The following is a 23,312-nucleotide window of genomic DNA, read 5'->3' as shown; positions in this document are numbered from 1 at the left end:
TTAGTTAATTTCTTCAACCTTTACAAGGTGTAAAACTTTTTCTATCATACCCTTGATCACAGGATTATTTTCAACCTCCACAATCTGGTGGATTTTGCGAATTCCAAGAGAGGCCAGGGTTGCCTGCTGTCTTTCTGTAGCGCGAGCGCTGCTTTTGACTTGCGTGATTCTAAATTTTGTCATCTTCTTTCCTCCTAGCCTTTAAATACCTTATTCATTGGAACACCACGCAAACCTGCAACGGTGTATGCATCCCTCATTTCAAGAAGAGCTGCAACTGTAGCCTTTACAAGATTGTGAGGGTTTGAAGAGCCTTTGGATTTAGCAAGGACGTCGTGAATACCTACAGATTCAAATACTGCACGCATCGCACCACCCGCTTTTACTCCTGTACCTTCGGCAGCCGGTTTCATAAATACCCTTGCTCCGCCAAATTTAGCCTCCTGCTCGTGAGGGATTGTCTTCTTGTTAAGAGGAATCTTAACCAGATTCTTCTTAGCATCCTCAATACCCTTAGAGATAGCAGTAGTAACCTCGTTAGCTTTGCCCAGGCCGTAACCTACAACACCTCTTTCATCACCAACCACAACTATGGCTGCGAAACTGAAGTGGCGTCCACCCTTGGTTACCTTGGTAACCCTCTTAACTGCCACCAATCTGTCCTTAAGTTCCAGATCGGTTGTTTTAACTTTCTTTACGTTTATATTTGTCATAGTCAGTTACTAGAATTTAAGACCACCTTCGCGGGCGGCATCTGCCAAACTTTTAACTCTTCCGTGATATAGGTAGCCTCCACGATCGAAAGACACCTCATTAATGCCCTTTTCGATAGCGCGCTGTGCGGCAAGTTTACCAACCAGTTTAGCAACCTCTACTCCGGATTTCCCTTTACACTCCTCAACGATAGATTTGTCAAGAGAGCTTGCATTTGCAAGAGTTACTCCATTGACATCGTCAATAAGCTGAACATATATCTGCTTGTTACTTCTGAATACAGCCAGTCTTGGTCTTTCTGAAACACCACTTACAACTTTGCGAATGCGGTGCTGTATTCTCTTTCTTCTTTGAATTTTATTTAAAGCCATATCTCTTCTCCTTATTATTTAGCGCTGGCAGATTTACCTGCTTTACGACGAAGTTGTTCACCCACAAACTTAATACCTTTTCCTTTGTATGGTTCAGGTTTACGCAGCGAGCGTATTTTAGCAGCTACCATACCCAGCAGTTGCTTGTCATGGCTGGTAAGTGTTAACACAGGGTTTGCACCTTTTTTCACAACCTCTGCGCTGGCTTTTACTTCAGAAGGAATCATCAAGTGGATGTCGTGAGAGTAACCAAGGCTCATCTCAATAACTTGTCCCTTAACTTCACAACGATAACCCACACCAACAAACTCCTGTTTGATGGTAAATCCCTGAGATACGCCGGTAACCATATTCTGAATAAGTGAACGGTACAAACCGTGCATTGAACGATGGCGTGGCTGATCTGTAGGACGAGTTACTTTTACAGTGCTCCCCTCAATTTCCACGGTGATGTCTGCGTCCACTTTCTGAACCATCTCACCCAGGGGGCCTTTAACCTTTACAACGTTTCCCGGCTCAACTGAGAGAGTCACACCGGACGGAAGGTTTACAGGTAATTTTCCTATTCGTGACATTATTAATAAATTGTTTTAATAAATAATTCTTTTAATATACATAGCAAATTACCTCTCCCCCAACATTAAGGTCTTTCGCCTCTTTATCAGTGATGATACCCTTTGATGTAGAGATAATGGCAATTCCCAGACCATTCAGTACTCTAGGCATTTGCTCAACGCCTACATACCTTCTTAGACCAGGTGTGCTTATTCTTGTAATCTTTTTGATAGCAGATTTCTTAGAATCAGGATGATACTTAAGTGCTATCTTAATTGTGTTGAATGGAGTTCCCTCAATAAGTTTGTAACTCAGAATATAACCCTTTTCGTGAAGAATACGGGTTAACTCGAGCTTCATTTTTGAAGCCGGAATCTCTACAACTTTGTGTCCTGCCATAGAAGCATTTCTAATTCTGGTCAGGAAGTCTGCAATTGGATCAGTCATTTTTTCTTTCTTTTTGCTTTGGTAATGCGACACCCAAAAAGGTGCCCGATATCCAATGATTATTAAATTAATATGTAAATGCGACATCAAGTCGCAAATTTTCTACCAGCTTGCCTTGCGAACGCCCGGTATAAGGCCCTTGCTTGCCATCTCACGGAACTGGATACGGCTGATACCGAAAACACGCATATAACCCTTTGGACGACCGGTAAGCGAGCAACGATTGTGCATACGAACCGGGCTGGCGTTTTTTGGAAGCAGATCCAGAGCGGCATAATCGCCAGCCTCTTTAAGTGCTTTGCGTTTTTCTGCATATTTGGCACATAGTTTAGCGCGTTTTACTTCGCGTGCCTTCATTGATTCTTTTGCCATTATCTATCTCTTTATATTATTTCTTAATATTTTTGAAAGGCAGACCGAATTCGCGGAGAAGTGCATAAGCCTCTTCATCCTTGCTGGCAGTAGTTACAAAAGTTATCTCCATACCGAGAATCTTTGTAACCTTGTCTATGTCTATTTCAGGGTAGATGATCTGCTCCTTTACGCCAAGCGTATAGTTTCCTTTTCCGTCAAACTTCTCGTTAATACCTTTGAAGTCCCTGATTCTTGGGAGCGAAATAGCTACAAGTCTCTCCAGAAACTCATACATCTTCGCTGCGCGAAGTGTTACCTTTACTCCAATAGGCATCCCCTTACGAAGTTTGAAGTTTGATATATCCTTACGTGAATATGTAAGAACAGCTCTTTGTCCACTGATTATTGTAAGTTCCTGCTGAGCTATCTCAACCAGTTTCTTATCTGCTGTTGCAGAGCCCACTCCCTGATTGATTGTAATCTTGGAGAGTTTGGGAACCTGCATAACTGAAGTGTATCCAAACTCCTTCATAAGCTTTGCAGTTATCTCTTCCTTATATCTCTTCTGCAGAGTAGGAATGTAACCCTTAGCTACAACTTGAGCTCCCTCAACTTTTGCAGCTTTATCAGCTTTTCCTTTGCTTGCAGCCTTAGGTGCTGCTGTTGGTTTTGTACTTGCCATTATTTAATCTCCTCTCCAGATTTTTTCGCGTAACGAACTAGTTTTCCCTTATCATTCAATCTGCGACCAATGCGAGACGGGCCACCCTTAACCGGGTCTACCACCTGCAGGTTTGAGATATGAACACCAGCCTCCTGCTTGATAATTCCTCCTTGCGGACTCTTTGCATTGGGCTTGGTATGTTTGCTTACCATGTTGATTCCCTCAACAATGGCGCGATCTTTATCTGTAAGTACCTCGAGAACCTTGCCTGTCTTTCCGCGGTCGTCTCCGGCATTTACATAGACTGTATCGCCTTTCTTAATATGTAGTTTCTTATTCATATTACTAATACCATTTAATTATAGCACCTCAGGTGCCAATGATACAATCTTCATATAGTTTTCGCGAAGCTCTCTGGCAACCGGGCCGAAGATACGGGTACCCCTTACCTCTCCCTGGTTATTGAGCAGCACACAAGCATTATCATCAAAACGGATATATGAACCGTCCTGACGACGGATCTCCTTTTTAGTTCTTACTATCACCGCCTTTGAAACAGTTCCCTTTTTAGCGTCACCGCCGGGAATAGCACTCTTTACGGTAACAACAATTTTATCGCCTACTCCGGCATAACGGCGGCGGGTTCCCCCAAGCACACGGATACAAAGAACCTCCTTTGCTCCGCTGTTGTCAGCCACCAATAATCTCGATTCTTGCTGTATCATAGCTTATTTAACTTTTTCTACAATTTCTACTAGTCTCCAGCGCTTTGTCTTACTCAGCGGACGGGTTTCCATGATGCGGATGGTATCACCTTCACTACATTCATTTTTTTCGTCATGAGCAACAAACTTAGTGGTTTTATTTACGAACTTGCCGTATATAGGGTGTTTTACCTTTCTTTTAACAGCTACAACAATAGATTTATCCATTTTGCTGCTGACCACTACACCAATTCTTTCTTTGCGAAGATTTCTTTCCATGTCTTCTATTTGCTCTGATTTGTTTCCTTCTGGCTCAATACAGTGAGCATTCTGGCAATGTTTCTTCTTGCTTTCTTAATCTGAGATAAATCATCCAACGGAGAAATAGCGTGATTCATCTTCATACGCAACAGGTTAGCCTTCTCAGACTCGATGCGCTCTCTAAGATCCTTTACGGACAACTCTATAATTTCCTGAGTTTTCATCTTACTTCTTCATTAAATGTTATTCAGTGTAATCTCTGCGAACTACAAACTTGGTAACTACCGGCAGTTTTTGTGCGCCAAGTCTGAGTGCCTCTTTAGCTATCTCGAGCGGAACACCTTCTGCCTCTATCAGGATTCTGCCCGGAGTAATCGGAGCAACGAATCCCTCAGGTGCACCCTTACCTTTACCCATACGAACCTCTGCAGGTTTTTTGGTAAATGGTTTATCGGGGAAAACACGAATCCAAATCTGTCCCTCACGTTTCATATAACGAACAACAGCCTGACGGGCAGCCTCTATCTGCTGACCTGTAAGCCAGCAAGACTCTGTTGTCTTGATCCCGAAAGATCCAAAAGAGAGTTGATTCCCTCTTTGTGCGATCCCCTTCATACGGCCTTTCTGCTGCCTTCTGAATTTGGTTTTTTTAGGTTGTAACATTTTTTCTTTTACAGTTTAACGATAACGGTAAATATCTAATTGCGCTTTGGTCAACTATATTTATAGGCTAAATGTCTGTCCCTTAGACTTATATCAATACAGGACATACTTTTAGCGGGTTGCAAATATACACAAAAAATCAAACGTGCAAAAGAATGATGACTTTTTTTACACATTTTCGACAGATTTTTTTTGCACCAAAAAAATTGATTTACAGCGAGAGATGCGATTCAATCATTTTTGAATTCTTCTCAAAAAGTCAAGTAAATTTTCTCCCCAAAATCTGGACAACTGATGCTCACTATACCCTCTTCTCATAAGTTCTATCGTCAGATTTTTCATTTTAGATACATTTTCCAGCCCAACTACTCCTCCCCCACCGTCAAAATCGGTACCAAGCCCTACATGCTCAATCCCCGCAATTTTAACTGCGTGGTCAATATGATCTGCTATGTCTTTTACAGTTACCTGGTCTTTTGGTTTGTCCGAGAGGAAGAATCTACCAGTAGCTATTTGGATAAGCCCACCTCTCTGAGCAATTGCCATTATCTCTTCATCTCTGAGATTCCTGTTATGATGTTTAATGGACCACACCCCTGAGTGAGTAGCAATTACGGGCATTGTACTCACCTCAAGAACATCTTTTAGCGTCTCAACAGATGCGTGAGAGACATCTATAGCTATCCCGAGCCTGTTCAACTCTTTTACAACAGAGACTCCAAACGGAGAGAGCCCGTTATGCTCTCTTATTGTATCCATGGAGGCATCACATATTTCATTATTTTTATTGTGACACAAAGTTATTGCCCTAACCCCCAAATTATGGAAATATTGAATCAGCGATAAATCCTTACCAATAGGATATCCATTTTCAAGAGCTGGTACTACGGAGAGAAACCCATCTCTTTTATTGTTTATTAAATCCAGAGCACTGTGAGCGACTCTTACACCATCCTGATTTTTCACATACTCCAGGAACTTAACAAGCTCCCCCTCTGCATTGTTTCTTGCATCAATGTGAGACTTATCATCTCTTGGTCCCTGAGCAAGAAAAATTGCAAAAAAGGCTGCATCAAGCCCCCCCTCTCTCATCATGGGAAAAGTGACTTGCCCTTTTGTAACACTGTGCCCTCTGTCAGGATAGTTAAGATGTAGTGCTGTATCATTATGTGTGTCTATAGTGAAATACCTGGCGTGAAATTTTTCAGCTGCCTCAGTAAGCTCTTTTTCATTTTGCCCCCATAAAGAGGTGAAAGTTAAAGATAAGATCGTTGTTAGTACAAGTACCTGAAAGTGTTTCATGGCTTTAAATTTGCATATGAACCTCAAAAATAAGAAATTTGAGATATCTGCAATGAAACTTAATAGAATACTCTTTTTTAATCTGGGAATTATCCTATTTACACAACTTCTTCTTTTCTCTCCTGTTAATGCATTTGCCCAGGAACAAAGGAGGGGATATGAGGTAGGGTACAAAATTGAGGATGGGGACACAGTATATCAGATAAGAATCAGAGACACCTACCTTTTTAACTGGCCGGACAGTAAGAGGAGAGGAAGAGAGTGGAGAGAGTTCTCCAGGCTTGTTTACAACTTTAGAATGGCATACCCGTATGCCCTTATGGCAAAAGAGAAGGTTCTGGTAGCAGATTCAGTTCTTGCAAGCAGGAAGTTTACTTCAAAGAGCAGAGAAAAGTTTATCAAGGATTTTGAGAAACAGCTTTTTGCAGAATTTGAGAAACCTCTCAGAAAGATGACAATATCTCAGGGAAAGTTGCTCTTAAAACTTATTGACAGAGAGATTGGACAGAGTTCTTACCAGTTGATTAAAGAGTATAAAGGTGGTTTTAATGCGGTATTCTGGCAGGGTGTTGCACGGTTGTTCGGGTCTGATTTAAGGAAACCATATGATAAATTCGGAGAAGACAGAATTACTGAAGATCTTGTACAGATGTACAATAACGGAACATTTGACTATCTGTTTTACTCTATTTTTTAATCAACCCGCTCCTCCACTCCATTGTATCTGTTTTGGATTCGTAAAGAAGATACTGACAACCATTAATCCACTCTCCCAACACATACATTCTGCCCCCTAAAGGTGTAGAAATCTCTCCTGGTGTATGGAGATGCCCAAAAATAAAATAATCCGCCGGAGATGAGATTTCGGCCTTGCATACATAGCCATACAACGGATCCTCCTCCCCTCTGAATTTGTACTCTCCCCCTTTGTATAGTCTGTTATGGGTAGACCATCTGTTTGCAAGGGCAAATGCCCATCTTGGATGAATATTACTGAAAAGCCTCTGCAGAATCTTACTATGGAACACTGATCTTAAAAACAGATATTTTTTATCGTCCCCGGATAATCCATCTCCGTGACCAAGGCAAAAGGTTTTGTTGCCAATTCTGGTATAGTAAGGCTGATCCAAAATCTTCACAGAAAATTCATCTGTAAAATATCCGAATGCCCATACATCGTGGTTTCCCTTGAAAAAGTAGATCTTCACCCCCCTGTCACTAAGTCTGGACAATGCTCCAAAAAACCTTGAATATCCCTTTGGAATCACATATTTGTATTCATACCAGAAATCAAATATATCTCCAAGCAGGTACAAAGATGTGGTCTCTGCAGGAAGAGACTCAATAACAGAGACCAGTCTCTTTTCTCTCTCTGCATAATCACCCACCTTTAATCCAAGGTGAACATCAGATATGAAACAGGAGTAATCTCTTTCTAATTCCATTTTAACCACAATTTAAAAAATCAAAGAGAGAAGACAAATTGCTCCGGCAATTGCACAGTATATTGCAAAGGGGAGCAGTTTTGCTCTCTTAACCAGTGCAATCATAACTTTACATGCAAAGAGTCCCGATATGAATGCAGCTCCAAATCCCAAAGCCAGGGCTAACGGCGATATTTCAGAGGAAGGGGCGGTGAACTCTCCGGAAATTAACTCCAGAAATGCCTCTCCCAAAACCGGGACAAGAACCATTAAAAAGGAGAATTTTGCAATTTCTTCTTTCTTTAATCCTAGCAGCATCCCCGTTGAAATTGTTGCTCCGGATCTTGATAACCCGGGCAATACCGCTATGGCTTGGGAAATTCCGATTACAAATGCTCTGCCGTATGTGAGTTTTTTCTCTGCAGGTTTTATCACACCTGTCAGATAGAGAAGGAGCGCCGTTACAATAAGAGATATTCCCACAACTAGAAGACCTGAACCAAAAATACTCTCAACCTGCTCTTTGAAAAACATTCCCACTACAAAAACAGGAATCATTGATACTGCGATAAAAAAAAGATATTCAGTCTCCTTGTTCATTTTGAATTTCAGGAGTCCCCTTAAAAGGCTAATGATATCTTTTCTGAAAACAACCAGTGTGCTCATAACTGTTGCAGCATGAACCACCACTTCAAATTTAAGGTTTGAAACATCAACTCCCAGTAATGCTTTACCTATAGTTAGATGTCCGCTGCTGCTGACCGGCAGAAATTCGGTAAGTCCCTGAACTAATCCTAGCAATATTGCTTCAAACCACTCCATTATTTTGAAGGTTTCTTCATTATGGCATAAATCTCAACAACAAAACCGGCAATTATCAGCACGGGTGCTGCAACAATACGCCTGAAACTGAATAGCTGATCCCCGGTAAAAATATCCGGATCTTTAGTGCCACCGCCAATCATCAGTAAATATCCAATAACCATAAGAGCCAATCCGGCTATAATAAGAATCAGGTTTTTCGGATGTATTGCAAATCTTGGATCATCTTCTGCAATTTTCTTTGTCATATATATTGATTTTTAATAGTATAAATCGTCTGCCGGAAGTGACAATACCTTATTGAGAACAAGAAGAGTGCTTATTATGCAAAGTACTATTCCCGACAATAAAATTCCTGCAAAAAGGTAAATTAAAAGAACGGGGTCCATCATATTATGTATCTGAGGGAAATCCCTTCTAATAAAAAAAAGAATTGTCCAGAGAATACCGGATGCAAGAACTCCTGAAATAAGCCCTTGAACAACAGCGTGAGTCATAAAAGGTTTTTTTATAAAAGAGCTTTTAGCCCCCACCAGTTTCATTGTGTGAATAGTGAACCTTTTTGAAAACACATTCAATCTTACTGTATTATTTATGAGGAAGAATGAAATAAAAAGCAGCAATGAAATTATTATAAGTAAAACAACACCTATTTTTTCCAGGTTATTACTTACAACCTCTATCAGGGTTCTCTCCCATACAACCTCTCTTATCCCTGGATTGAGCATAATCTCAGCCTCAACATTCTCTAAACTGTCCGGGTGAACATACTCGGATTTAAGATGAATATCAGCTGAAAGAGGAACAGGATTAAAATCAAATACATCAAGAAAGTCCTCTCCCAATATTTCTTTCATCTCTTGTGTTCCTTGCTCTTGTGAAATAAAATCTGCACTCTTCACAAAAGTTTTAGCAGCAATAATCTCAGTAAGCCTCTTTGCACTTTCATCAGAAACACTTGCATCGAAAATCACAGAAAGAGTTAGATTCTCCCTGAAATAATCTCTCATTCCGGCAGCATTGACAGCCACCAAACCACCTGTACCAGCAAGCACAAGCACTAAAGTTATGCTAATCAGTGAAGAGAGGTACGAATGCAGAAACCTCCTTGCAACACTTTTGTTATCTCGCCTCTTCATATACAAAGCCCCAAAGATATAAAAACTCATCAATTAAATTAAATTTATTATCTTTGTAGTGAATTTGCCTAACTTATACACTATTCTGAATATGAGCGAACCTGTAAAAGTTCTTTTTGTAAACTCCGAGATGGAACATTTCATGCCTTCGTCAACTATTGCGACAGTGGGCAGATATCTTCCTCAAGGGATACAGGAGAGCGGAGCTGAAATCAGATCCTTCGTCCCGAGATACGGCACTATAAACGAACGCCGGTACCAGCTCCACGAAGTAATCCGTCTTTCCGGCATGAATATTATTATTAACGATATTGACAGACCTCTTGTTATAAAAGTCTCTTCAATTTCAGCTGCCAGAATGCAGGTGTACTTCATTGATAATGAGGATTACTTCCATCGCAAGTATGTTTACAGGGATGACAGCGATAATTATTTCAATGATAATGATGAAAGAGCCATTTTCTTTGCAAGAGGTGTACTTGAGACTGTGAAAAAGCTAAGATGGAAACCGGACATTATACATTGTCAGGGGTGGATTTCTCAATTCCTGCCTTTGTATCTCAGGAAAGTTTACAGCGACGACCCTATTTTTACAGACAGCAAGGTAGTTCTCTCTTTATATAATGACTCTCTTGACCTGGAGTTTAACGAAGAGACTAAATCAAAAATTATAGTACCAGGCATAAGGAATAAAGACCTGGAAGTTTTAAATCCGGCAAATGGCATAAATCTTGCTAAGTTAGCCATACAGTACTCAAACGGAGTTATAGCCGGAAGCAGCGATTTGCCTGCCGAACTGGAGTCGGCCATTGCATCATCCCATGCAAAATTTCTCCCATACAGGGAGATAGACCACCCGGAAAACTCTTATATACAAGATTACAAAAATTTTTATGACCAAATTCTGGGTAGAGATGACAAAAAGGTTTAACCCTTCAAAAATTATTGTGCTTGCCGCCTCTCTTTTCTTGGTGGCTTCCTGTATTACAGTTGACAAAAAGGCCGGTGAAGGACTTGTTCCATCTGACCAGATATTCAAAATTGCCATAAAGGAGTTTGATCTTCCTGTACAGATGAAAAGTTCTGACAGTCTTCAGACTATGACCTCCGGGGCTCTTGTTGTAGGAGCAAACAAAGATAGTGATCTGGGTGTAACAACATCATACGGAGCATTCAGAATGTATCCTCAGAAAGACACTAACGGATTTGGTACAGACCCCAGAATAAACTACCTGAGGATGTTTATCCAGGTTACAGGTAATATTGTACTTGACGAAGTTGACAGCAGAATACCTCAGAATATATATATACACAGACTCCTTACAGATTTGGATTCACTCAAAATGTACAATAACTCCATTTCTGAGGCAGACTACGATTCAAATCCTCTAAATCCTGGAGGCAATACATACTTTGGGGGCGACACCCTTAATATTGAACTCCCTGCCGATTATGCAAGAGAGCTCCTTACTGCTTCTCATGAAGAGATGGATAGTCTGGAATTATTTGTTAAACGGTTCAAGGGATTTGTAATTAAAACAGACCCTTTGCCAGGTTCACTTGTTGGTGGGAGATTTAATATTATTGTACCATCATCAATTACTATGGCTCTCTCATATAACCACACTGACTCCAAGATTCAGAAAAAAGACAGTGTAATATTCTATTATACAACAGACACAGACTTAAATCTTAATATAATAAATCACACATCATCTGTTATTGAAACAGAAAATCCGGGTGAAAAGATGTTTGTTGAGGGGCTTGCAGGAGTTAAGCCATTCATTGATATGACACAAGTCAGGGGTATGATATCAGATTGGGCAGCCAGTATAAATACTCCCGTTGATAAGATAGTAATATCCAAAGCTGAACTTGTTTTCCCATATGAATACCCGCAGAACTACAAAGTCCTGTCACAATATCCTCCTCAATTATACCTGGCTACAAAATCAGATGGAGAGGCATACAACAGCAGAAAATATTATCAGCTTCTGAATGAGATCTCCTTTACTGATGACAAAGGAAATATGAACAAATCACTTCTTACATACAATCTCAACATAACATCATATTTCCAAAGCCTGCTAAAAGGAGAGCTTACAAAAAGCTATGAACTTAAGGCTTATATTATGCCTGTTTCATCCAGTACAAATTCTATGACAGGAGAAGTCAATTATTTTATTGACAATACAATCTACTACAAAGGTGTCCTAAATGGCAACACTGCCGTAAGGAAACCTAAACTTAAGATTGTTTACGCTATTATACCATAGATTTTCCTTGAAGCTTATATATAAAGAGACAAGCCACATCGGTATGATGTGGCTTGTTAAATTTTAGTAAAGACTAAAGTTATTTCTTTAGCTTATTGAAGATAATACAGGAGTTGTGTCCTCCAAATCCAAAAGTGTTGTTCATTGCAACATTTACCTCCCTCTTCTGAGATTTGTTAAGGGTAAGATTGAGTTTATAATCAATCTCAGGATCCTCGTGCTCAAAGTTAATTGTAGGTGGCACCATTCCTGAATTAATTGCGTGAATACATGCAAGAGCCTCAACAGCACCAGTTGCACCAAGTAGGTGACCGGTCATTGATTTTGTAGAGCTTATATTTAATTTATAAGCATGCTCTCCAAAGAGACTCTTAACAGCCTTAAGTTCAGCAATATCTCCAAGTGGAGTTGCAGTTCCGTGGACATTAATGTAATCAACATTTTCCGGTTTAAATTCAGCATCCTCCAAAGCAAGTTTCATAACCTGCAAAGCACCTAATCCCTCCGGATGTGGTGCAGTGATATGGTGAGCATCTGCGCTCAGACCTGCGCCTGAGACCTCTGCGTAAATTCTGGCTCCTCTTTCTATTGCGTGCTCGTACTCTTCAAAAATAAGCATTGCTGCTCCCTCTCCCATAACAAAACCATCTCTGGTTTTATCGAATGGTCTGGAAGCTGTTTGCCAATTTTCGTTGTTTGTTGAGAGCGCCTGGGCTGAGTTAAAACCACCAATGCTTGGTACAGAGATTCCCGCCTCTGACCCACCGGTAACGATAATATCAGCCTTACCAAGTCTGATATAATTAAAGGCATCAGTCATTGCGTGAGTAGAGGAGGCACAAGCCGACACAGTTGTGAAGTTTGGTCCCCTGAAGCCATATTTCATAGATATGTGACCCGCCGCAATATCCGGAATCATTTTAGGAATAAGGAAAGGGCTGAATCGAGGAGTGCATCCACCCTCAACATAGCCCTTTATTTCCTGAAACATCGTTTCAATTCCGCCAATTCCTGAACCAACAATTACCCCCACTCTGTCTAAATCAACAGTTTCCGTATTTATACCGGAATCTGAGATTGCCTCTGAAGTGGCAGCAAGCGCATACTGAGCAAACAGGTCAAGTTTTCTTGCCTCTTTACGGTCAATACCATGTTTTTCAGGATCGAAGTCTTTAATTTCACAAGCAAATTTGGTTTTAAAAAGTGAAGCGTCAAAACGGGTAATTAGAGATGCACCGCTTTTACCATTATCCAGATTATTAAAATATTCTGAAATATTGTTTCCCAGTGGATTTATCGTTCCAATCCCTGTAACGACTACTCTTTTTAATTGCATTTTTATACTTGTGTAATTATTACTTAGCGTTGTTTTCGATGTATGTTATCGCATCTCCAACTGTAGAGATCTTTTCTGCTGCCTCATCCGGAATGGTTATACCAAATGCCTTTTCGAACTCCATAATAAGCTCAACAGTGTCAAGTGAATCGGCACCTAAATCGTTAGTAAAAGAGGCTGCAGGAGTAACTTCTGACTCGTCTACGCCAAGCTTGTCTACGATGATGGCTTTAACCTTAGATGTAATATCTGCCATAATTTTAAATAGTTAGTTAATAAATCTGGTTTTAGTTATTTCAAAATTAGTTTGCAAAGGAAAGTAAAAAAAACGAATTATAAAAATTTATGCAAGTGAAACCTAATATCCTTAATTAACTGAGTGGTTATAAACAGAGTGTAATTATTCCGGCATTTCTCAGTTAATTTTTTTTAATTAACTTTGGAGCTAAATTTCTGATAATGTGTCAAATTAATATCGCCATATTTGCTTCTGGTTCAGGAACAAATGCAGAGAATCTTATAAAACACTTCTCTAATTCAAAGTACATAAAAGTTGTACTCATTTTATCAAACAAAAATGATGCCCTTGTGCTTGAAAAGGCTAGAAATCTTAATGTCCCTTCTTATACTTTTTCACCATTTGAATTGAATGACACAATGTTAGTAGACTCAGTCCTTGATAAGTATAAAGTAGACTCCCTTATTCTGGCCGGATTTCTTTTGAAAATACCAAACAGAATCATTGAAAGGTACAGAGATCAAATAATAAATATACATCCATCGCTTCTCCCAAAATATGGAGGAAAGGGGATGTACGGGCTAAAAGTTCATAAAGCTGTTATAGACGCTTGCGAGAGAGAGAGTGGAATTACTATACATCTTGTTGATGAAGTTTATGACAATGGGAAAATCCTTTTCCAAAGTATTTGTTATGTAAATGAAGATGAGACACCTGATACTCTTGCATCAAAAATTCATTTGCTTGAGTACAGATATTTCCCGGAAACTGTTGAAAATTATCTATTGAGCTTTAAAAAGGGGAATAGTGATTCTGAATGAGACCCCTTTGTATCTTATTCCGTTAAACGAGACGAAGAGACCTGCTCTGCCCAAATCATCCATTCCAATAGAATAACCTAATTCAGTATGATGTCTTCCATCTCCTGGAAGCCAAAGTGATTTTAAGTGCAAAGATTCTGTTATTAGCGGTGTATTGAGAAAAGGCAACCTTTTAAGTAAAAGATACTCAGTATTGTAATTTACTTTTAAATCTACCCAGGAGTCCCTTGTAGAGAGGAGATATCCCCCAAGCATCAAATATCTGTTATCAAAAAGTTCGTTGGAAAATATATGATCAGAGGCAGCAAAATGTTTATAGTCCGGCAAAGAGACAACTGAAGAGGATAGGAATACCCCTGCATTAATATTATAGGAAAGAGAAGAGTATATGTCTGTTTTAATTTTTTGCCTGATGCCTGTCTCTAACCTTGACCAGGATGATTGTGCATTAAAACCTTTGAAAGCCTTTATGAACTTAACCGTAAATGTGGGATATGAAGACTTTACATACCTCTTGTATCCATTATCAATTTTGTAATAATACCTTGGAGTAAATTGCAGAGAAGCCGATGCCATAAATGAGGATAAGTTAAGAACCTCTCCTCCATATATATTCTCGGGAATATTTAACTCCGGGAGGGCACCAAAAAGACTTTTATAATCACCATTTACAAGTTGTGAATAGGTATTATGAGCAATAGATACAGATGATTGCAGCCCGTTTGCAATATCAATCCCTGTTGTTATTTCAAAATATTTTTTATCCATCAGTTTAACAGGGTTTATTGCAAATAACCAGGATGAGTATGAATTAATAAACCTGTTTACCCCCGGGTTATCACTGATGTCTGAGCTTTCTCTTCCTGCAGATATATTCACAAAACCATTTTTTAGCGGAGAATGTCTCACACTTAGCGATGTACTCCACAACATAAGCCTTCTTTGAAGTGAGTAGTATGCAGATGCATCAAATTTCAAAGGGGTAAATTTTATAGCGTTATAATTGATAGAAATATTCTGCCCCAACTGGTATCCGTCAACGAAATTAAAATCTCCTACAACTTTTGAAAGACCCCCGAATGAAAAAAAGAGATCTTTTGAAACTTTATATTTATGTCCAAACAAAATTTGCTCAAGTGCTGAGCCTCCTTTACCACTATTCTGATTTTTTACAGAATCCCTCTTTTCTATCTCCCTGAACTCAATCTTGATGCTATCGGATTTCTGGTAAGAGACAACCTCATCAACCCTGAGAGGCACCTTTCTTACTTCAAGCCAATAGGCCGAGTCTCTTTTATTGGCAGAGGAGTCTACCTTAACTGTTGTATTTGATGGAGTCTCTTTAATTTCAAGACTCCTCTCCTTTACGACTGGTTTAACCTGAGTGACAGGATTTGAGATAGTGGCTGAGTTCCTTTTAAGATTTGTATATTTCATTGATGAGTAAAACCGTCCCTCCCCTTTAACTCCCATAACATCAATTGATGCATTAATGTTATATGTTGTTGGAAGAAAAACTTCGTCTGCCACCTCATTATAGTTTACCTTTATGTTTGTCTTAATTCCCGATTGCTCAGAGACTAACTCTGCGTATGAGACACTCCACATATTATCAACAATATAAAGTGTTCCTGCAAAAAGTTTCGAATTCCCCCTTTTTGGGACAACCAGAATCTTGTTGACTACTCTGCCTGATTCATTTGATACCCCCTGGTAAATAAATTTATAATAAGAAAATGCTTTTGGAGACAAAGGTGATACAAGTCCAAATATCTGAGGATCGTAAATTGAGGATTTCATAAGCACAGAGTAATCACCGGGGCTAATCTCATCAGGGATTGTACTTGAAAAGGCTTTTATAGTATGCTCATATTTATCCGGAAAGGAGAACTTTACTGTTGAAAAAGACTCAAGAAGAAACAACTTCCCGGTGAAGAGATTCACCTTATCCTTCATTGACTTGAGTTTAAGCAGGGCCGGCACCTTGGTTATCTTAAAAGTTCCCTTGAGATAACTATCTGCATCATATTCTCTGACCTGGTACTTGAAATAGGGCGCTTTGGCTATTGCTTTTCTCATAATCACACTCCCTCTGTCATCTCTTCTGCCTGAAAAAAGGGCCTCGTTAAGCTCATAAGAGATCTCTTCAAGGACTAAAGTTCTGTATAAGTTTATATTACCCATTTCAACAACAAACTGCTCCCTTTTAAAACCAAGTGAGGAGGCTTCCAGTGTGTATCTCCCGGGGGATAACTTTGAGAGAAACTCGCCGTTTAAGTCCGCACTTATTCCGGACTTAAGTTCATGTATATATACAGTAGCAAATGGGATACCCTCACCTCTTCTGTCTGTTACCCTCCCTGAAAATATTTGAGCATTTAACCGGTAAACGCAGAATGTAAAAATCAGCAACAAGAGAAGTTTAGAGAGGCTCTTAGGGTAAGATGTCATTTGAATATTATTGTGTAGTATAATCTAAGTGCACTTTCAAGTATTGAATCATTAAACTTGTAACCCTCCCTGTGAATATCGTCTCCGTCAAATCCATTGCCAATATCAAAAAAGCAAGCTTTAGATATACTGGCAAAATGGGCAAAGTCCTCAGATCCTCTTTCCGGAGATTTTGAGTATTCAAAATTCATACCCAGTTTTTTTGCATTCTCCTCCACCATACTGCAGGCAAAAGCATTGTTAGTTGTAGCAGGAAATCTATCATGATAAGTAATCTCAACATTTAACATAGCTTTTGCTGATTTTTCCCTCGCAAATGTTTCAATTCTTCTACAGAAAAGATTGAGATCCATCTCGTCGTATGCCCTTAAAGTAGCTCTGATTGCTCCTGTTCCCGGTGTAAAGCCATAATTTGCATCACCAATATGCACATTTATAACAGTGCCCAGTGCAAAATCTCTGATATGCAGCATAGACATTTTTGTACATCAGAATTTTATTAAGCTCTTTATTTGGTTTGTTATGAAGAGCAAATGCATAGTCAAAATTCACTCTCAGGCGTGAGAGTTCAGCTACCATTAGTGATGCTCCCTCTCCCACCTCCTCTGCCAGGCCGATCAGCACAGCCATGTGTCCGTCGTGTCCGCATAAATGAACAGGACCTGACTCTGTTGGCACAGCGTCCATTTCACATCTGAATATAAAGGAATCGCCCGCCCCTCTTTGTCGGTAACTCTGCCTGAGTATATCTGACCTTTAAGAGTGGATGCGACTAAGACAAAGATTATCAGAGAGAGGGTTTTTCTCATCTTACCAGCCGTTCTGATGTACCTTTTCTGGTTTCCATTTATCCTTTGCCTTTGTTTCGCTCTTTGGATATCCAAGAGGAATCAGGCAAAGTGGAAGGTATGGTTCCGGAATTGAAAGAACCTCCTTAATGATGTTCATATTCTTTTCATAGGGGTATGCGGCAGTCCATACTGCTCCCAGGCCCAGGGATTCGGCAGCAAGCAGAATATTTTGCGTTGCAGCTGAACAGTCGAGATACCAGTATTCAGAAACCTTTGGATTTCCTGCCACAACAATGGCGGCAGGAGCCTTTGCAGCCATCTTTGCATATGGAAGAAGTGCCGCAAATTTTTCAAGCATTGCCCTGTCTGTTACAATAATGAACTCCCACGGCTGTTTGTTCATACCTGTAGGCGCAGCCATTCCGGCCTTTATGAGCAGCTCAAGTGTAGCCTGCTCTACCTTCTGTTCTGTATATTGCCTAACGCTTTTGCGGGCAAATATATTTTCAATTGCGGGTGTTGTCTGTGCCATAACTGATGTAGTTAAGATTAATGCAAGAAGTGCAATTGTCAAACTCCTGAAATTCATTTTGATTGTCTGTTATAAATTATTGAACTGTATAATCTTACTGCAGGTTCCAGTATTTCATCCGAGAACCTGTAACCTTCGCGGTGAATATCATCGCTCTCCTTGCCGTTTCCAATATCAAAGAAACAGGCTTTTGAGATAGATGTAAAGTGAGCAAAATCTTCCGAACCTCTTGATGGGGCCTGAGCCCATTCAACAGGAATTCCCAGTTTTTGAGCAGCCTCAAGTACCATGTTGGATGCAAGTACATTATTTCTTGTAGAGGGGAAGCGGTCATGATATGTTATATCTACCTTAAGACCGGAGGCCGATGCCTTTTCGCCTGCAAAGCTCTCTATCTTGCGGCAGAAGAGGTTAAGATCATTCTCGTCATAGGCTCTGAGTGTAACCCTGATAATTCCCGAACCGGGAGTCACTCCGTAGTTTGCCTCACCAATATGAACGTTTACCACGGTTCCCAGAACAAAATTATGAAAAAGCCTTTTGTCTGAGTTCATCCGCTTAATCTCCTCCACAATGTTAATGATTGCGTAGGTTGGGTTGGCAGCCTGCTCGGGGAAGGCAGCATGTGAAGGCGAGCCTGAGAAGAGCAGTTCCATTCCCACAGATGCGGCCGCATAAACATCGCTGTACATTATAACCTTGTTTAGTTCGTGTCTTGGATTGTTATGCAGGGCAAAGGAGTAATCAAAGCTGATTCTGTGCTTTGAGATATCCACCACCATACGGGCAGCCCCCTCTCCTATCTCCTCTGCAGGCTGAAAAAAGAGCCACACCTTACCCGGGTAGTCCCGTGCCTTTGAAATAACATTTGCCACACCAATGAGGATTGCCATATGGCCATCATGTCCGCAGAGGTGGTTCGGACCATGTTCTGTTGGAACGGCATCCATCTCACACCTGAACATAAGCGAGTCTCCCGGCCAGACACCCCTGTAGCCGGCCACAATACCATGCCCTCCAATTCCGGTGTAGAGCTCATCAGGTTCAGTTGCCCTGATATATCTGAGTATGGTATCTGCGGTAAGATTCTCCTTGTGGGAATATTCCGGAGTTAAGTGAAGTTCTGCCCTGACAAGGGCGAGATTTAGGGATTCCATTCTGGTATTGACATTGCTGGTTAATTAATCAAATTTACAATTTTTATTTGTGCTCTCATCCTTTTAGTTTCTATTTTTGCGCCTTCGCAACAGAAAAACTAAATTTATGTACAACAACAAAAGAAAAACCAAACCCATCTGTTTTAAAAGATGGAAACGGACTCCCTGGGCGGCTTTTGCTTCCCTGGGAAAGGTGATTAAGATTGGTGTCCTCTCTGTCGCCTACTCAATTTTAGTGATGAATGGTCAGCCCTTGCTGGCTCAGAGCAACCAGAAAAGCGGAAACGACACTATCCGCGCACTTGAAGAATTAATAATCAATACAGAACGACCCACGCCCTTCCAGCCTCTGGTAAGAGTTGTCGCAGTAATTCAGCAGGCAGAGATTGAGCGGGCTGCGGTAAACAATCTCCCCGATCTGTTGCGATATCTCCAGGGAACCGACCTCCGTACACGGGGAGGCGAAGGGGTTCAGTCTGATCTGAACATTCTTGGAGGAACATTTGACCAGACAATGGTCATGATTAACGGGGTCAACTATACCGACCCGCAAACCGGACACCACTCTCTTAATATTCCTGTTGAGATCTCTCAGATTGAGAGGATTGAAATCCTGCACGGACCCGGGGCCTGGTCAGAGGGCTCAGTGGCATATGCCGGTGCAATCAATATAATCACAAAAAATCCTGCAAAAAAGGGAATATCACTTGCCCTCACCGGAGGTTCGTTCGGATACTTCAAGGGTGATGCAAATCTCCAATATGCAAAAAACAACGGTAAATGGAATCTGTCTGCCCAGGCGGGAGGAGGATATAGCCGCTCAGATGGTTATTCAGATAATACAGACTTTGATATTCTGAATCTGTTTACCAGTGTTCTTGCAACAAAGGGCAATAAGCACAAGATTTATGCTCAGGCAGGATATCAGCATAAGGCATTCGGAGCTAACAGCTTTTATACAGCAGCATATCCGGAGCAATTTGAAGAGACAAGTCTTTGGCTATCATCCCTTCAGTACATATACAGGAGCGGCTACTGGCAAATTAAGGCTATTGCATACCACAGAAGGCATTTTGACAGGTTTGAACTCTTCAGATATGAAGCGGCTCCGTGGTATCAGGGGCACAACTACCACCGCAGCGATGTTGCCGGAGCAGATATTCAGGCAGCAAGACGCTGGGGCAAAGCAGGTACAACACTCGTTGGTGCCGGATACAGGTTTGAAAACATTTACAGTACTGTGCTTGGCGATCCCATTGAGGGGGAGAGCGGGCACTACTCTCCGGAGGGGACTCAGTATACGCGAAGCAAAAGCAGGCAGACACCATCGGCCTATGCTAAACATATTCTTCAGATGGAACAGTGGAGATTCACGGCAGGTGTGCTTGTAGCAGAGAACATGCGCATCTATGGCGGTGCAAGTGCTGCATACAGCATATCACCATATCTTGAGGCGAACGCATGGGTAAACAACTCTTTCAGAAAGCCTACATTTACCGACCTCTACTACAAGAGTCCCAACCAGACAGGGAATATGGATCTCAAACCCGAGGAGGCTGTATCGGGACAGCTTGGTCTGAGGTATGCAAAATCGGGGCTCAGAGCCTCTCTGTCGGGATTTTACAGATATGGGTTCAGCATTATTGACTGGACAAGGACAAGCGGATCTGACCAGTGGCAGGCCAGTAACATTACCAATGTTATTACGGCTGGCATTGAAGTGTCAGTAACCAGAAGCTGGACAAACTCATTCCTGAACAGTGCAGGTGTGACTTATGCATTTCTGGATGTTTCAAAGAAAACTGACGGACTGCTTTCGCTCTATGCCACTGACTTTCTCAGGCATAAGGCAACTGCTTTCGCAGACCATAAAATTTTTGGGAAACTCTCTGCAAGGTGGGACCTGAGTTTTCAAAAGAGAGAGGGAACATGGCTCGGGCCAAACTCTTCCGAGGTACCTTATAAATCTTTTGCCCTGGCAGATGTAAAAGTCGTCTGGAGTGAGCCAAAATGGAGGGTATCCGTTGAGGCGACAAATCTCTTTGGCACAGATTACCTCTACCTTGGAAATTTGCCTCAGCCGGGCCGGTGGATAAAAGTCGGGCTTTCGCTGAACCTATAATGGCTATTCGTTATTATTACTTAAATTATTAAAAAAATAAATTATTTTTACGTTTTATATAACTGAATTAAATAATAACTCAAAATATTCTATGAAAAGTAAACTATTCACTATGTTAATTTCAACTGCTTTAATTGCCGCCTCTTGCGGAGGAGACTCCGGAAAGCAGCCGGAAGAGCTAATCACAAAAAGCAACATTACAGTTGAGGGGGGAAGACTCACTCCTGAAGTGATGCATAGTATGGGAAAGGTATCAGACCCTCAGGTATCACCGGACGGTTCAAAGATTCTTTACGGGGTAGCATATACCAGTATTCCTCAAAATAAAAACAACAGGGAACTGTTTGTTATGAACGCCGATGGTTCTGATCAGAAGCAGCTTACTACCACATCCGGCAGCGAGAACAATGCAAGGTGGATAAATAACGGTAACGAGATTGCATACCTTTCAGGCGGACAGTTATGGATGATGAAAGCCGACGGGACTGGTGCAAAAAAGGTAAGCGACTACGAGAATGGGATAAACGAATTTGATTTTTCGCCTGACGGGAGTAAAATTATGTTTGTAAGCGATGTTAAAGCTGACAAAAAGGCTGTGGATTTGTGGCCGGATCTTGACAAAGCAAACGGAAGAATGTACTCAGATCTTATGTACAGACACTGGGATCATTTTGTTGAAACCATTCCCCACACTTTTATAGCTGACTTTGACGGCAAGGGGCTCAGCAATATTACAGATATACTGGAGAATGAGCCTTATGAATTGCCTGTACTGCCTTTTGGTGGTATTGACCAGCTGAACTGGAGCCCTGATGGATTCTCAATTGCATACTCCAGCAGAAAACTTACCGGAAAAGAGTACGCTTTCTCTACAAATACAGATATTTATATTTACAATATTGCTGAGAAGACTCACGAAAATATAACTGATGGAATGCCGGGCTATGACACGGATCCGCTCTTCTCACCTGATGGTAAAACTATTGCCTGGATATCAATGGAGAGAGCGGGGTTTGAGGCAGACAAAAAGAGAATCTTTATCATGGATATTGAGACAAAGGTAAAAACTGAGCTAACTACAGATTTTCCTTATAATGCCGAGTCAATTACATGGCTGGCGGATGGCTCCGGTCTCTATTTCACATCTTGTGTAAAGGCTCTTACAGGTGTATATCTTGTAAATCTTGCAGACAGGGAGATCAGGCAGGTGGTTCAGGACCAGTTTGATTTTGATGGTGTACAGCTTGCAGGGGATAAACTTGTGGGCACATACAAAAGCATGTCAATGCCTGTTGAAGTTGTTTCAATCAACCCTCTTGATGGAACATTTTCTCAACTTACATTTGAGAACAAGCACCTCCTTGATCAGATAACAATGGGAAGAGTTGAGGAGAGATGGATTAAGACTGTTGATAATAAGGATATGCATATGTGGGTTGTCTATCCTCCGGGTTTTGACTCCACAAAGGTTTATCCTGCATTGCTCTTCTGCCTTGGAGGGCCACAGGGAACTCTTAGCCAGGGATGGTCATATCGCTGGAACTTCCAGCTTATGGCTGCCAATGACTATATAGTTATCCTTCCAAACAGAAGAGGAACCACCGCCTTTGGACAGGAGTGGACAGATCAGATTTCAGGAGACTATCCTGGCCTGAATATGCAAGATTACTTCTCTTCAGTTAAAGAGATGAAAAAGGAGAAATTTGTGGGTAAAGTGGGTGCTGTGGGTGCTAGCTACGGTGGATATTCTGTATTCTACCTTGCCGGAATTCATAAAGGTATGTTTTCTGCATTTATTGCACATGCCGGCATCTTCAATCAGGAGCATATGTATATGACCACAGAAGAGATGTGGTTCCCGCACTGGGACAACGGTGGTGCACCATGGGACAATAACCCGGTTGCCAACAGGCACTATGCAAGCTCACCTCACAAACTTGTGAAAAACTGGGATACGCCTATCCTCATTACTCATGGTGAAATGGACTACAGAGTTCCTGTAGATCAGGGAATGGCTGCATTTAATGCTGCTCAGGCACTTGGTGTCCCTTCCGAATTACTCCTCTTCCCTGGTGAAAATCACTGGATTCTAAAACCACAGAACAGCATTCAATGGAACAGGGTATTCTACTCATGGCTTGATAAATGGCTTAAAAATTAATAAATTA

30 protein-coding genes are annotated in these 23,312 nt (G+C 41.0%); 6 read left to right on the top strand and 24 right to left on the bottom strand.

What is annotated here, in order from left to right; genetic code table 11:
• The 13 genes from rpmD to U5907_08500 form a co-directional block, all read right to left on the bottom strand.
• Nucleotides 1–183 (bottom strand): 50S ribosomal protein L30, encoded by a 183-nt coding sequence (rpmD, locus tag U5907_08560; GenBank protein WRQ32627.1) that lies wholly within the window; start codon nucleotides 181–183, stop codon nucleotides 1–3.
• 11 nt (nucleotides 184–194) lie between these two features.
• Nucleotides 195–713 carry a 30S ribosomal protein S5 gene (rpsE, locus tag U5907_08555; protein WRQ32626.1) on the bottom strand — a complete coding sequence of 173 codons (519 nt, stop codon included), beginning with the start codon at nucleotides 711–713 and terminating at the stop codon, nucleotides 195–197.
• Nucleotides 714–722: 9 nt separating this feature from the next.
• On the bottom strand, nucleotides 723–1,085 hold the full coding sequence (rplR, locus tag U5907_08550; GenBank protein WRQ32625.1) for a 50S ribosomal protein L18: 363 nt from the start codon (nucleotides 1,083–1,085) through the stop codon (nucleotides 723–725).
• Between the two features lie 14 nt (nucleotides 1,086–1,099).
• Nucleotides 1,100–1,660 (bottom strand): 50S ribosomal protein L6, encoded by a 561-nt coding sequence (gene rplF, locus U5907_08545; protein ID WRQ32624.1) that lies wholly within the window; start codon nucleotides 1,658–1,660, stop codon nucleotides 1,100–1,102.
• Nucleotides 1,661–1,691: 31 nt separating this feature from the next.
• Entirely contained in the window at nucleotides 1,692–2,087 is a 396-nt protein-coding gene (rpsH, locus tag U5907_08540; GenBank protein WRQ32623.1) for a 30S ribosomal protein S8, read from the bottom strand.
• Between the two features lie 102 nt (nucleotides 2,088–2,189).
• Nucleotides 2,190–2,459 carry a 30S ribosomal protein S14 gene (rpsN, locus tag U5907_08535; GenBank protein WRQ32622.1) on the bottom strand — a complete coding sequence of 90 codons (270 nt, stop codon included), beginning with the start codon at nucleotides 2,457–2,459 and terminating at the stop codon, nucleotides 2,190–2,192.
• Between the two features lie 16 nt (nucleotides 2,460–2,475).
• Nucleotides 2,476–3,123, bottom strand: coding sequence for a 50S ribosomal protein L5 (gene rplE / locus U5907_08530; protein WRQ32621.1), 648 nt, complete (start codon nucleotides 3,121–3,123; stop codon nucleotides 2,476–2,478).
• Nucleotides 3,123–3,446 (bottom strand): 50S ribosomal protein L24, encoded by a 324-nt coding sequence (gene rplX, locus U5907_08525; GenBank protein ID WRQ32620.1) that lies wholly within the window; start codon nucleotides 3,444–3,446, stop codon nucleotides 3,123–3,125. Before rplX ends, rplE begins: the two co-directional genes overlap by 1 nt.
• Nucleotides 3,447–3,464: 18 nt before the next feature.
• Nucleotides 3,465–3,830, bottom strand: a complete 366-nt coding sequence (gene rplN / locus U5907_08520; GenBank protein WRQ32619.1) for a 50S ribosomal protein L14 — start codon at nucleotides 3,828–3,830, stop codon at nucleotides 3,465–3,467.
• Nucleotides 3,831–3,833: 3 nt separating this feature from the next.
• The gene (rpsQ, locus tag U5907_08515; protein WRQ32618.1) at nucleotides 3,834–4,088 is read right to left on the bottom strand and encodes a 30S ribosomal protein S17; all 255 of its coding nucleotides are present in this window, start codon (nucleotides 4,086–4,088) and stop codon (nucleotides 3,834–3,836) included.
• Nucleotides 4,089–4,093: 5 nt separating this feature from the next.
• The gene (gene rpmC, locus U5907_08510) at nucleotides 4,094–4,294 is read right to left on the bottom strand and encodes a 50S ribosomal protein L29 (protein ID WRQ32617.1); all 201 of its coding nucleotides are present in this window, start codon (nucleotides 4,292–4,294) and stop codon (nucleotides 4,094–4,096) included.
• A gap of 19 nt (nucleotides 4,295–4,313) precedes the next feature.
• Complete coding sequence (gene rplP, locus U5907_08505) at nucleotides 4,314–4,733, bottom strand: 50S ribosomal protein L16 (protein WRQ32616.1); 420 nt, start codon at nucleotides 4,731–4,733, stop codon at nucleotides 4,314–4,316.
• Nucleotides 4,734–4,967: 234 nt separating this feature from the next.
• Nucleotides 4,968–6,035 (bottom strand): dipeptidase, encoded by a 1,068-nt coding sequence (locus tag U5907_08500; protein ID WRQ32615.1) that lies wholly within the window; start codon nucleotides 6,033–6,035, stop codon nucleotides 4,968–4,970.
• A 16-nt stretch (nucleotides 6,036–6,051) separates the two neighbouring features.
• Between U5907_08500 and U5907_08495 the strand changes: the two genes are divergently transcribed.
• Nucleotides 6,052–6,732 (top strand): DUF4294 domain-containing protein, encoded by a 681-nt coding sequence (locus U5907_08495; GenBank protein WRQ32614.1) that lies wholly within the window; start codon nucleotides 6,052–6,054, stop codon nucleotides 6,730–6,732.
• Here the strand turns inward: U5907_08495 and U5907_08490 are convergent.
• From U5907_08490 to U5907_08475, 4 genes are read right to left on the bottom strand one after another with little or no spacing between them, the layout of a single operon-like run.
• Nucleotides 6,722–7,480 (bottom strand): UDP-2,3-diacylglucosamine diphosphatase, encoded by a 759-nt coding sequence (locus U5907_08490; protein WRQ32613.1) that lies wholly within the window; start codon nucleotides 7,478–7,480, stop codon nucleotides 6,722–6,724. The genes U5907_08495 and U5907_08490 overlap by 11 nt on opposite strands.
• Before the next feature lie 12 nt (nucleotides 7,481–7,492).
• Complete coding sequence (locus U5907_08485) at nucleotides 7,493–8,281, bottom strand: undecaprenyl-diphosphate phosphatase (protein WRQ32612.1); 789 nt, start codon at nucleotides 8,279–8,281, stop codon at nucleotides 7,493–7,495.
• Complete coding sequence (locus U5907_08480; protein WRQ32611.1) at nucleotides 8,281–8,529, bottom strand: DUF3098 domain-containing protein; 249 nt, start codon at nucleotides 8,527–8,529, stop codon at nucleotides 8,281–8,283. The genes U5907_08485 and U5907_08480 overlap by 1 nt, the downstream gene beginning before the upstream one ends.
• Nucleotides 8,530–8,541: 12 nt before the next feature.
• Nucleotides 8,542–9,450, bottom strand: a complete 909-nt coding sequence (locus U5907_08475; GenBank protein ID WRQ32610.1) for a permease-like cell division protein FtsX — start codon at nucleotides 9,448–9,450, stop codon at nucleotides 8,542–8,544.
• Nucleotides 9,451–9,511: 61 nt separating this feature from the next.
• On the opposite strand from U5907_08475, the gene U5907_08470 reads away from it, so the two are divergent.
• The gene (locus tag U5907_08470; protein ID WRQ32609.1) at nucleotides 9,512–10,351 is read left to right on the top strand and encodes a glycogen/starch synthase; all 840 of its coding nucleotides are present in this window, start codon (nucleotides 9,512–9,514) and stop codon (nucleotides 10,349–10,351) included.
• Entirely contained in the window at nucleotides 10,314–11,696 is a 1,383-nt protein-coding gene (locus tag U5907_08465; protein ID WRQ32608.1) for a DUF4270 family protein, read from the top strand. The genes U5907_08470 and U5907_08465 overlap by 38 nt, the downstream gene beginning before the upstream one ends.
• Nucleotides 11,697–11,775: 79 nt before the next feature.
• On the opposite strand, the gene fabF is transcribed toward U5907_08465, so the two are convergent.
• Together fabF and U5907_08455 are read right to left on the bottom strand one after the other, a co-directional pair.
• On the bottom strand, nucleotides 11,776–13,032 hold the full coding sequence (gene fabF, locus U5907_08460; GenBank protein WRQ32607.1) for a beta-ketoacyl-ACP synthase II: 1,257 nt from the start codon (nucleotides 13,030–13,032) through the stop codon (nucleotides 11,776–11,778).
• 19 nt (nucleotides 13,033–13,051) lie between these two features.
• Complete coding sequence (locus U5907_08455; protein WRQ32606.1) at nucleotides 13,052–13,288, bottom strand: acyl carrier protein; 237 nt, start codon at nucleotides 13,286–13,288, stop codon at nucleotides 13,052–13,054.
• 203 nt (nucleotides 13,289–13,491) lie between these two features.
• Here U5907_08455 and U5907_08450 point away from each other — a divergent pair, with 203 nt between their 5' ends.
• Nucleotides 13,492–14,091, top strand: a complete 600-nt coding sequence (locus U5907_08450) for a phosphoribosylglycinamide formyltransferase (GenBank protein WRQ32605.1) — start codon at nucleotides 13,492–13,494, stop codon at nucleotides 14,089–14,091.
• Here U5907_08450 and U5907_08445 read toward each other — a convergent pair.
• The 5 genes from U5907_08445 to U5907_08425 form a co-directional block, all read right to left on the bottom strand.
• A complete protein-coding gene (locus tag U5907_08445) occupies nucleotides 14,053–16,542 on the bottom strand; it encodes a DUF5686 family protein (GenBank protein WRQ32604.1) in 2,490 nt (829 codons plus the stop codon). The two genes, U5907_08450 and U5907_08445, sit on opposite strands and share 39 nt — an antisense overlap.
• Nucleotides 16,539–17,015 (bottom strand): M20/M25/M40 family metallo-hydrolase, encoded by a 477-nt coding sequence (locus tag U5907_08440; GenBank protein ID WRQ32603.1) that lies wholly within the window; start codon nucleotides 17,013–17,015, stop codon nucleotides 16,539–16,541. The genes U5907_08445 and U5907_08440 overlap by 4 nt, the downstream gene beginning before the upstream one ends.
• Nucleotides 16,960–17,229, bottom strand: a complete 270-nt coding sequence (locus tag U5907_08435; GenBank protein WRQ32602.1) for a hypothetical protein — start codon at nucleotides 17,227–17,229, stop codon at nucleotides 16,960–16,962. The genes U5907_08440 and U5907_08435 overlap by 56 nt, the downstream gene beginning before the upstream one ends.
• Nucleotides 17,230–17,352: 123 nt before the next feature.
• The gene (locus U5907_08430; GenBank protein WRQ32601.1) at nucleotides 17,353–17,922 is read right to left on the bottom strand and encodes a nitroreductase family protein; all 570 of its coding nucleotides are present in this window, start codon (nucleotides 17,920–17,922) and stop codon (nucleotides 17,353–17,355) included.
• Entirely contained in the window at nucleotides 17,919–19,022 is a 1,104-nt protein-coding gene (locus U5907_08425; protein WRQ32600.1) for an amidohydrolase, read from the bottom strand. The genes U5907_08430 and U5907_08425 overlap by 4 nt, the downstream gene beginning before the upstream one ends.
• 106 nt (nucleotides 19,023–19,128) lie before the next feature.
• On the opposite strand from U5907_08425, the gene U5907_08420 reads away from it, so the two are divergent.
• Both U5907_08420 and U5907_08415 read left to right on the top strand, forming a co-directional pair.
• Nucleotides 19,129–21,144: a TonB-dependent receptor gene (locus U5907_08420; GenBank protein ID WRQ32599.1), complete on the top strand. Its 2,016-nt coding sequence runs from the start codon at nucleotides 19,129–19,131 to the stop codon at nucleotides 21,142–21,144.
• A gap of 91 nt (nucleotides 21,145–21,235) precedes the next feature.
• A complete protein-coding gene (locus U5907_08415) occupies nucleotides 21,236–23,305 on the top strand; it encodes a S9 family peptidase (GenBank protein WRQ32598.1) in 2,070 nt (689 codons plus the stop codon).
• The last annotated feature ends 7 nt before the right edge of the window (nucleotides 23,306–23,312 follow it).

The organism is Bacteroidales bacterium MB20-C3-3, from assembly GCA_035609245.1.
GTDB lineage: Bacteria > Bacteroidota > Bacteroidia > Bacteroidales > UBA932 > Bact-08.
This window is presented reverse-complemented; position numbering and strand designations above follow the sequence as displayed.

What these genes read in the sequence shown, in the direction of transcription:
- rpmD (WRQ32627.1), bottom strand. Translation starts at nt 183, where the DNA reads ATGACAAAATTTAGAATCACGCAAGTCAAAAGCAGCGCTCGCGCTACA.
- rpsE (WRQ32626.1), bottom strand. Translation starts at nt 713, where the DNA reads ATGACAAATATAAACGTAAAGAAAGTTAAAACAACCGATCTGGAACTT.
- rplR (WRQ32625.1), bottom strand. Translation starts at nt 1,085, where the DNA reads ATGGCTTTAAATAAAATTCAAAGAAGAAAGAGAATACAGCACCGCATT.
- rplF (WRQ32624.1), bottom strand. Translation starts at nt 1,660, where the DNA reads ATGTCACGAATAGGAAAATTACCTGTAAACCTTCCGTCCGGTGTGACT.
- rpsH (WRQ32623.1), bottom strand. Translation starts at nt 2,087, where the DNA reads ATGACTGATCCAATTGCAGACTTCCTGACCAGAATTAGAAATGCTTCT.
- rpsN (WRQ32622.1), bottom strand. Translation starts at nt 2,459, where the DNA reads ATGGCAAAAGAATCAATGAAGGCACGCGAAGTAAAACGCGCTAAACTA.
- rplE (WRQ32621.1), bottom strand. Translation starts at nt 3,123, where the DNA reads ATGGCAAGTACAAAACCAACAGCAGCACCTAAGGCTGCAAGCAAAGGA.
- rplX (WRQ32620.1), bottom strand. Translation starts at nt 3,446, where the DNA reads ATGAATAAGAAACTACATATTAAGAAAGGCGATACAGTCTATGTAAAT.
- rplN (WRQ32619.1), bottom strand. Translation starts at nt 3,830, where the DNA reads ATGATACAGCAAGAATCGAGATTATTGGTGGCTGACAACAGCGGAGCA.
- rpsQ (WRQ32618.1), bottom strand. Translation starts at nt 4,088, where the DNA reads ATGGAAAGAAATCTTCGCAAAGAAAGAATTGGTGTAGTGGTCAGCAGC.
- rpmC (WRQ32617.1), bottom strand. Translation starts at nt 4,294, where the DNA reads ATGAAAACTCAGGAAATTATAGAGTTGTCCGTAAAGGATCTTAGAGAG.
- rplP (WRQ32616.1), bottom strand. Translation starts at nt 4,733, where the DNA reads ATGTTACAACCTAAAAAAACCAAATTCAGAAGGCAGCAGAAAGGCCGT.
- U5907_08500 (WRQ32615.1), bottom strand. Translation starts at nt 6,035, where the DNA reads ATGAAACACTTTCAGGTACTTGTACTAACAACGATCTTATCTTTAACT.
- U5907_08495 (WRQ32614.1), top strand. Translation starts at nt 6,052, where the DNA reads ATGAACCTCAAAAATAAGAAATTTGAGATATCTGCAATGAAACTTAAT.
- U5907_08490 (WRQ32613.1), bottom strand. Translation starts at nt 7,480, where the DNA reads ATGGAATTAGAAAGAGATTACTCCTGTTTCATATCTGATGTTCACCTT.
- U5907_08485 (WRQ32612.1), bottom strand. Translation starts at nt 8,281, where the DNA reads ATGGAGTGGTTTGAAGCAATATTGCTAGGATTAGTTCAGGGACTTACC.
- U5907_08480 (WRQ32611.1), bottom strand. Translation starts at nt 8,529, where the DNA reads ATGACAAAGAAAATTGCAGAAGATGATCCAAGATTTGCAATACATCCG.
- U5907_08475 (WRQ32610.1), bottom strand. Translation starts at nt 9,450, where the DNA reads ATGAGTTTTTATATCTTTGGGGCTTTGTATATGAAGAGGCGAGATAAC.
- U5907_08470 (WRQ32609.1), top strand. Translation starts at nt 9,512, where the DNA reads ATGAGCGAACCTGTAAAAGTTCTTTTTGTAAACTCCGAGATGGAACAT.
- U5907_08465 (WRQ32608.1), top strand. Translation starts at nt 10,314, where the DNA reads ATGACCAAATTCTGGGTAGAGATGACAAAAAGGTTTAACCCTTCAAAA.
- fabF (WRQ32607.1), bottom strand. Translation starts at nt 13,032, where the DNA reads ATGCAATTAAAAAGAGTAGTCGTTACAGGGATTGGAACGATAAATCCA.
- U5907_08455 (WRQ32606.1), bottom strand. Translation starts at nt 13,288, where the DNA reads ATGGCAGATATTACATCTAAGGTTAAAGCCATCATCGTAGACAAGCTT.
- U5907_08450 (WRQ32605.1), top strand. Translation starts at nt 13,492, where the DNA reads ATGTGTCAAATTAATATCGCCATATTTGCTTCTGGTTCAGGAACAAAT.
- U5907_08445 (WRQ32604.1), bottom strand. Translation starts at nt 16,542, where the DNA reads ATGACATCTTACCCTAAGAGCCTCTCTAAACTTCTCTTGTTGCTGATT.
- U5907_08440 (WRQ32603.1), bottom strand. Translation starts at nt 17,015, where the DNA reads ATGCTGCATATCAGAGATTTTGCACTGGGCACTGTTATAAATGTGCAT.
- U5907_08435 (WRQ32602.1), bottom strand. Translation starts at nt 17,229, where the DNA reads ATGGACGCTGTGCCAACAGAGTCAGGTCCTGTTCATTTATGCGGACAC.
- U5907_08430 (WRQ32601.1), bottom strand. Translation starts at nt 17,922, where the DNA reads ATGAATTTCAGGAGTTTGACAATTGCACTTCTTGCATTAATCTTAACT.
- U5907_08425 (WRQ32600.1), bottom strand. Translation starts at nt 19,022, where the DNA reads ATGGAATCCCTAAATCTCGCCCTTGTCAGGGCAGAACTTCACTTAACT.
- U5907_08420 (WRQ32599.1), top strand. Translation starts at nt 19,129, where the DNA reads ATGTACAACAACAAAAGAAAAACCAAACCCATCTGTTTTAAAAGATGG.
- U5907_08415 (WRQ32598.1), top strand. Translation starts at nt 21,236, where the DNA reads ATGAAAAGTAAACTATTCACTATGTTAATTTCAACTGCTTTAATTGCC.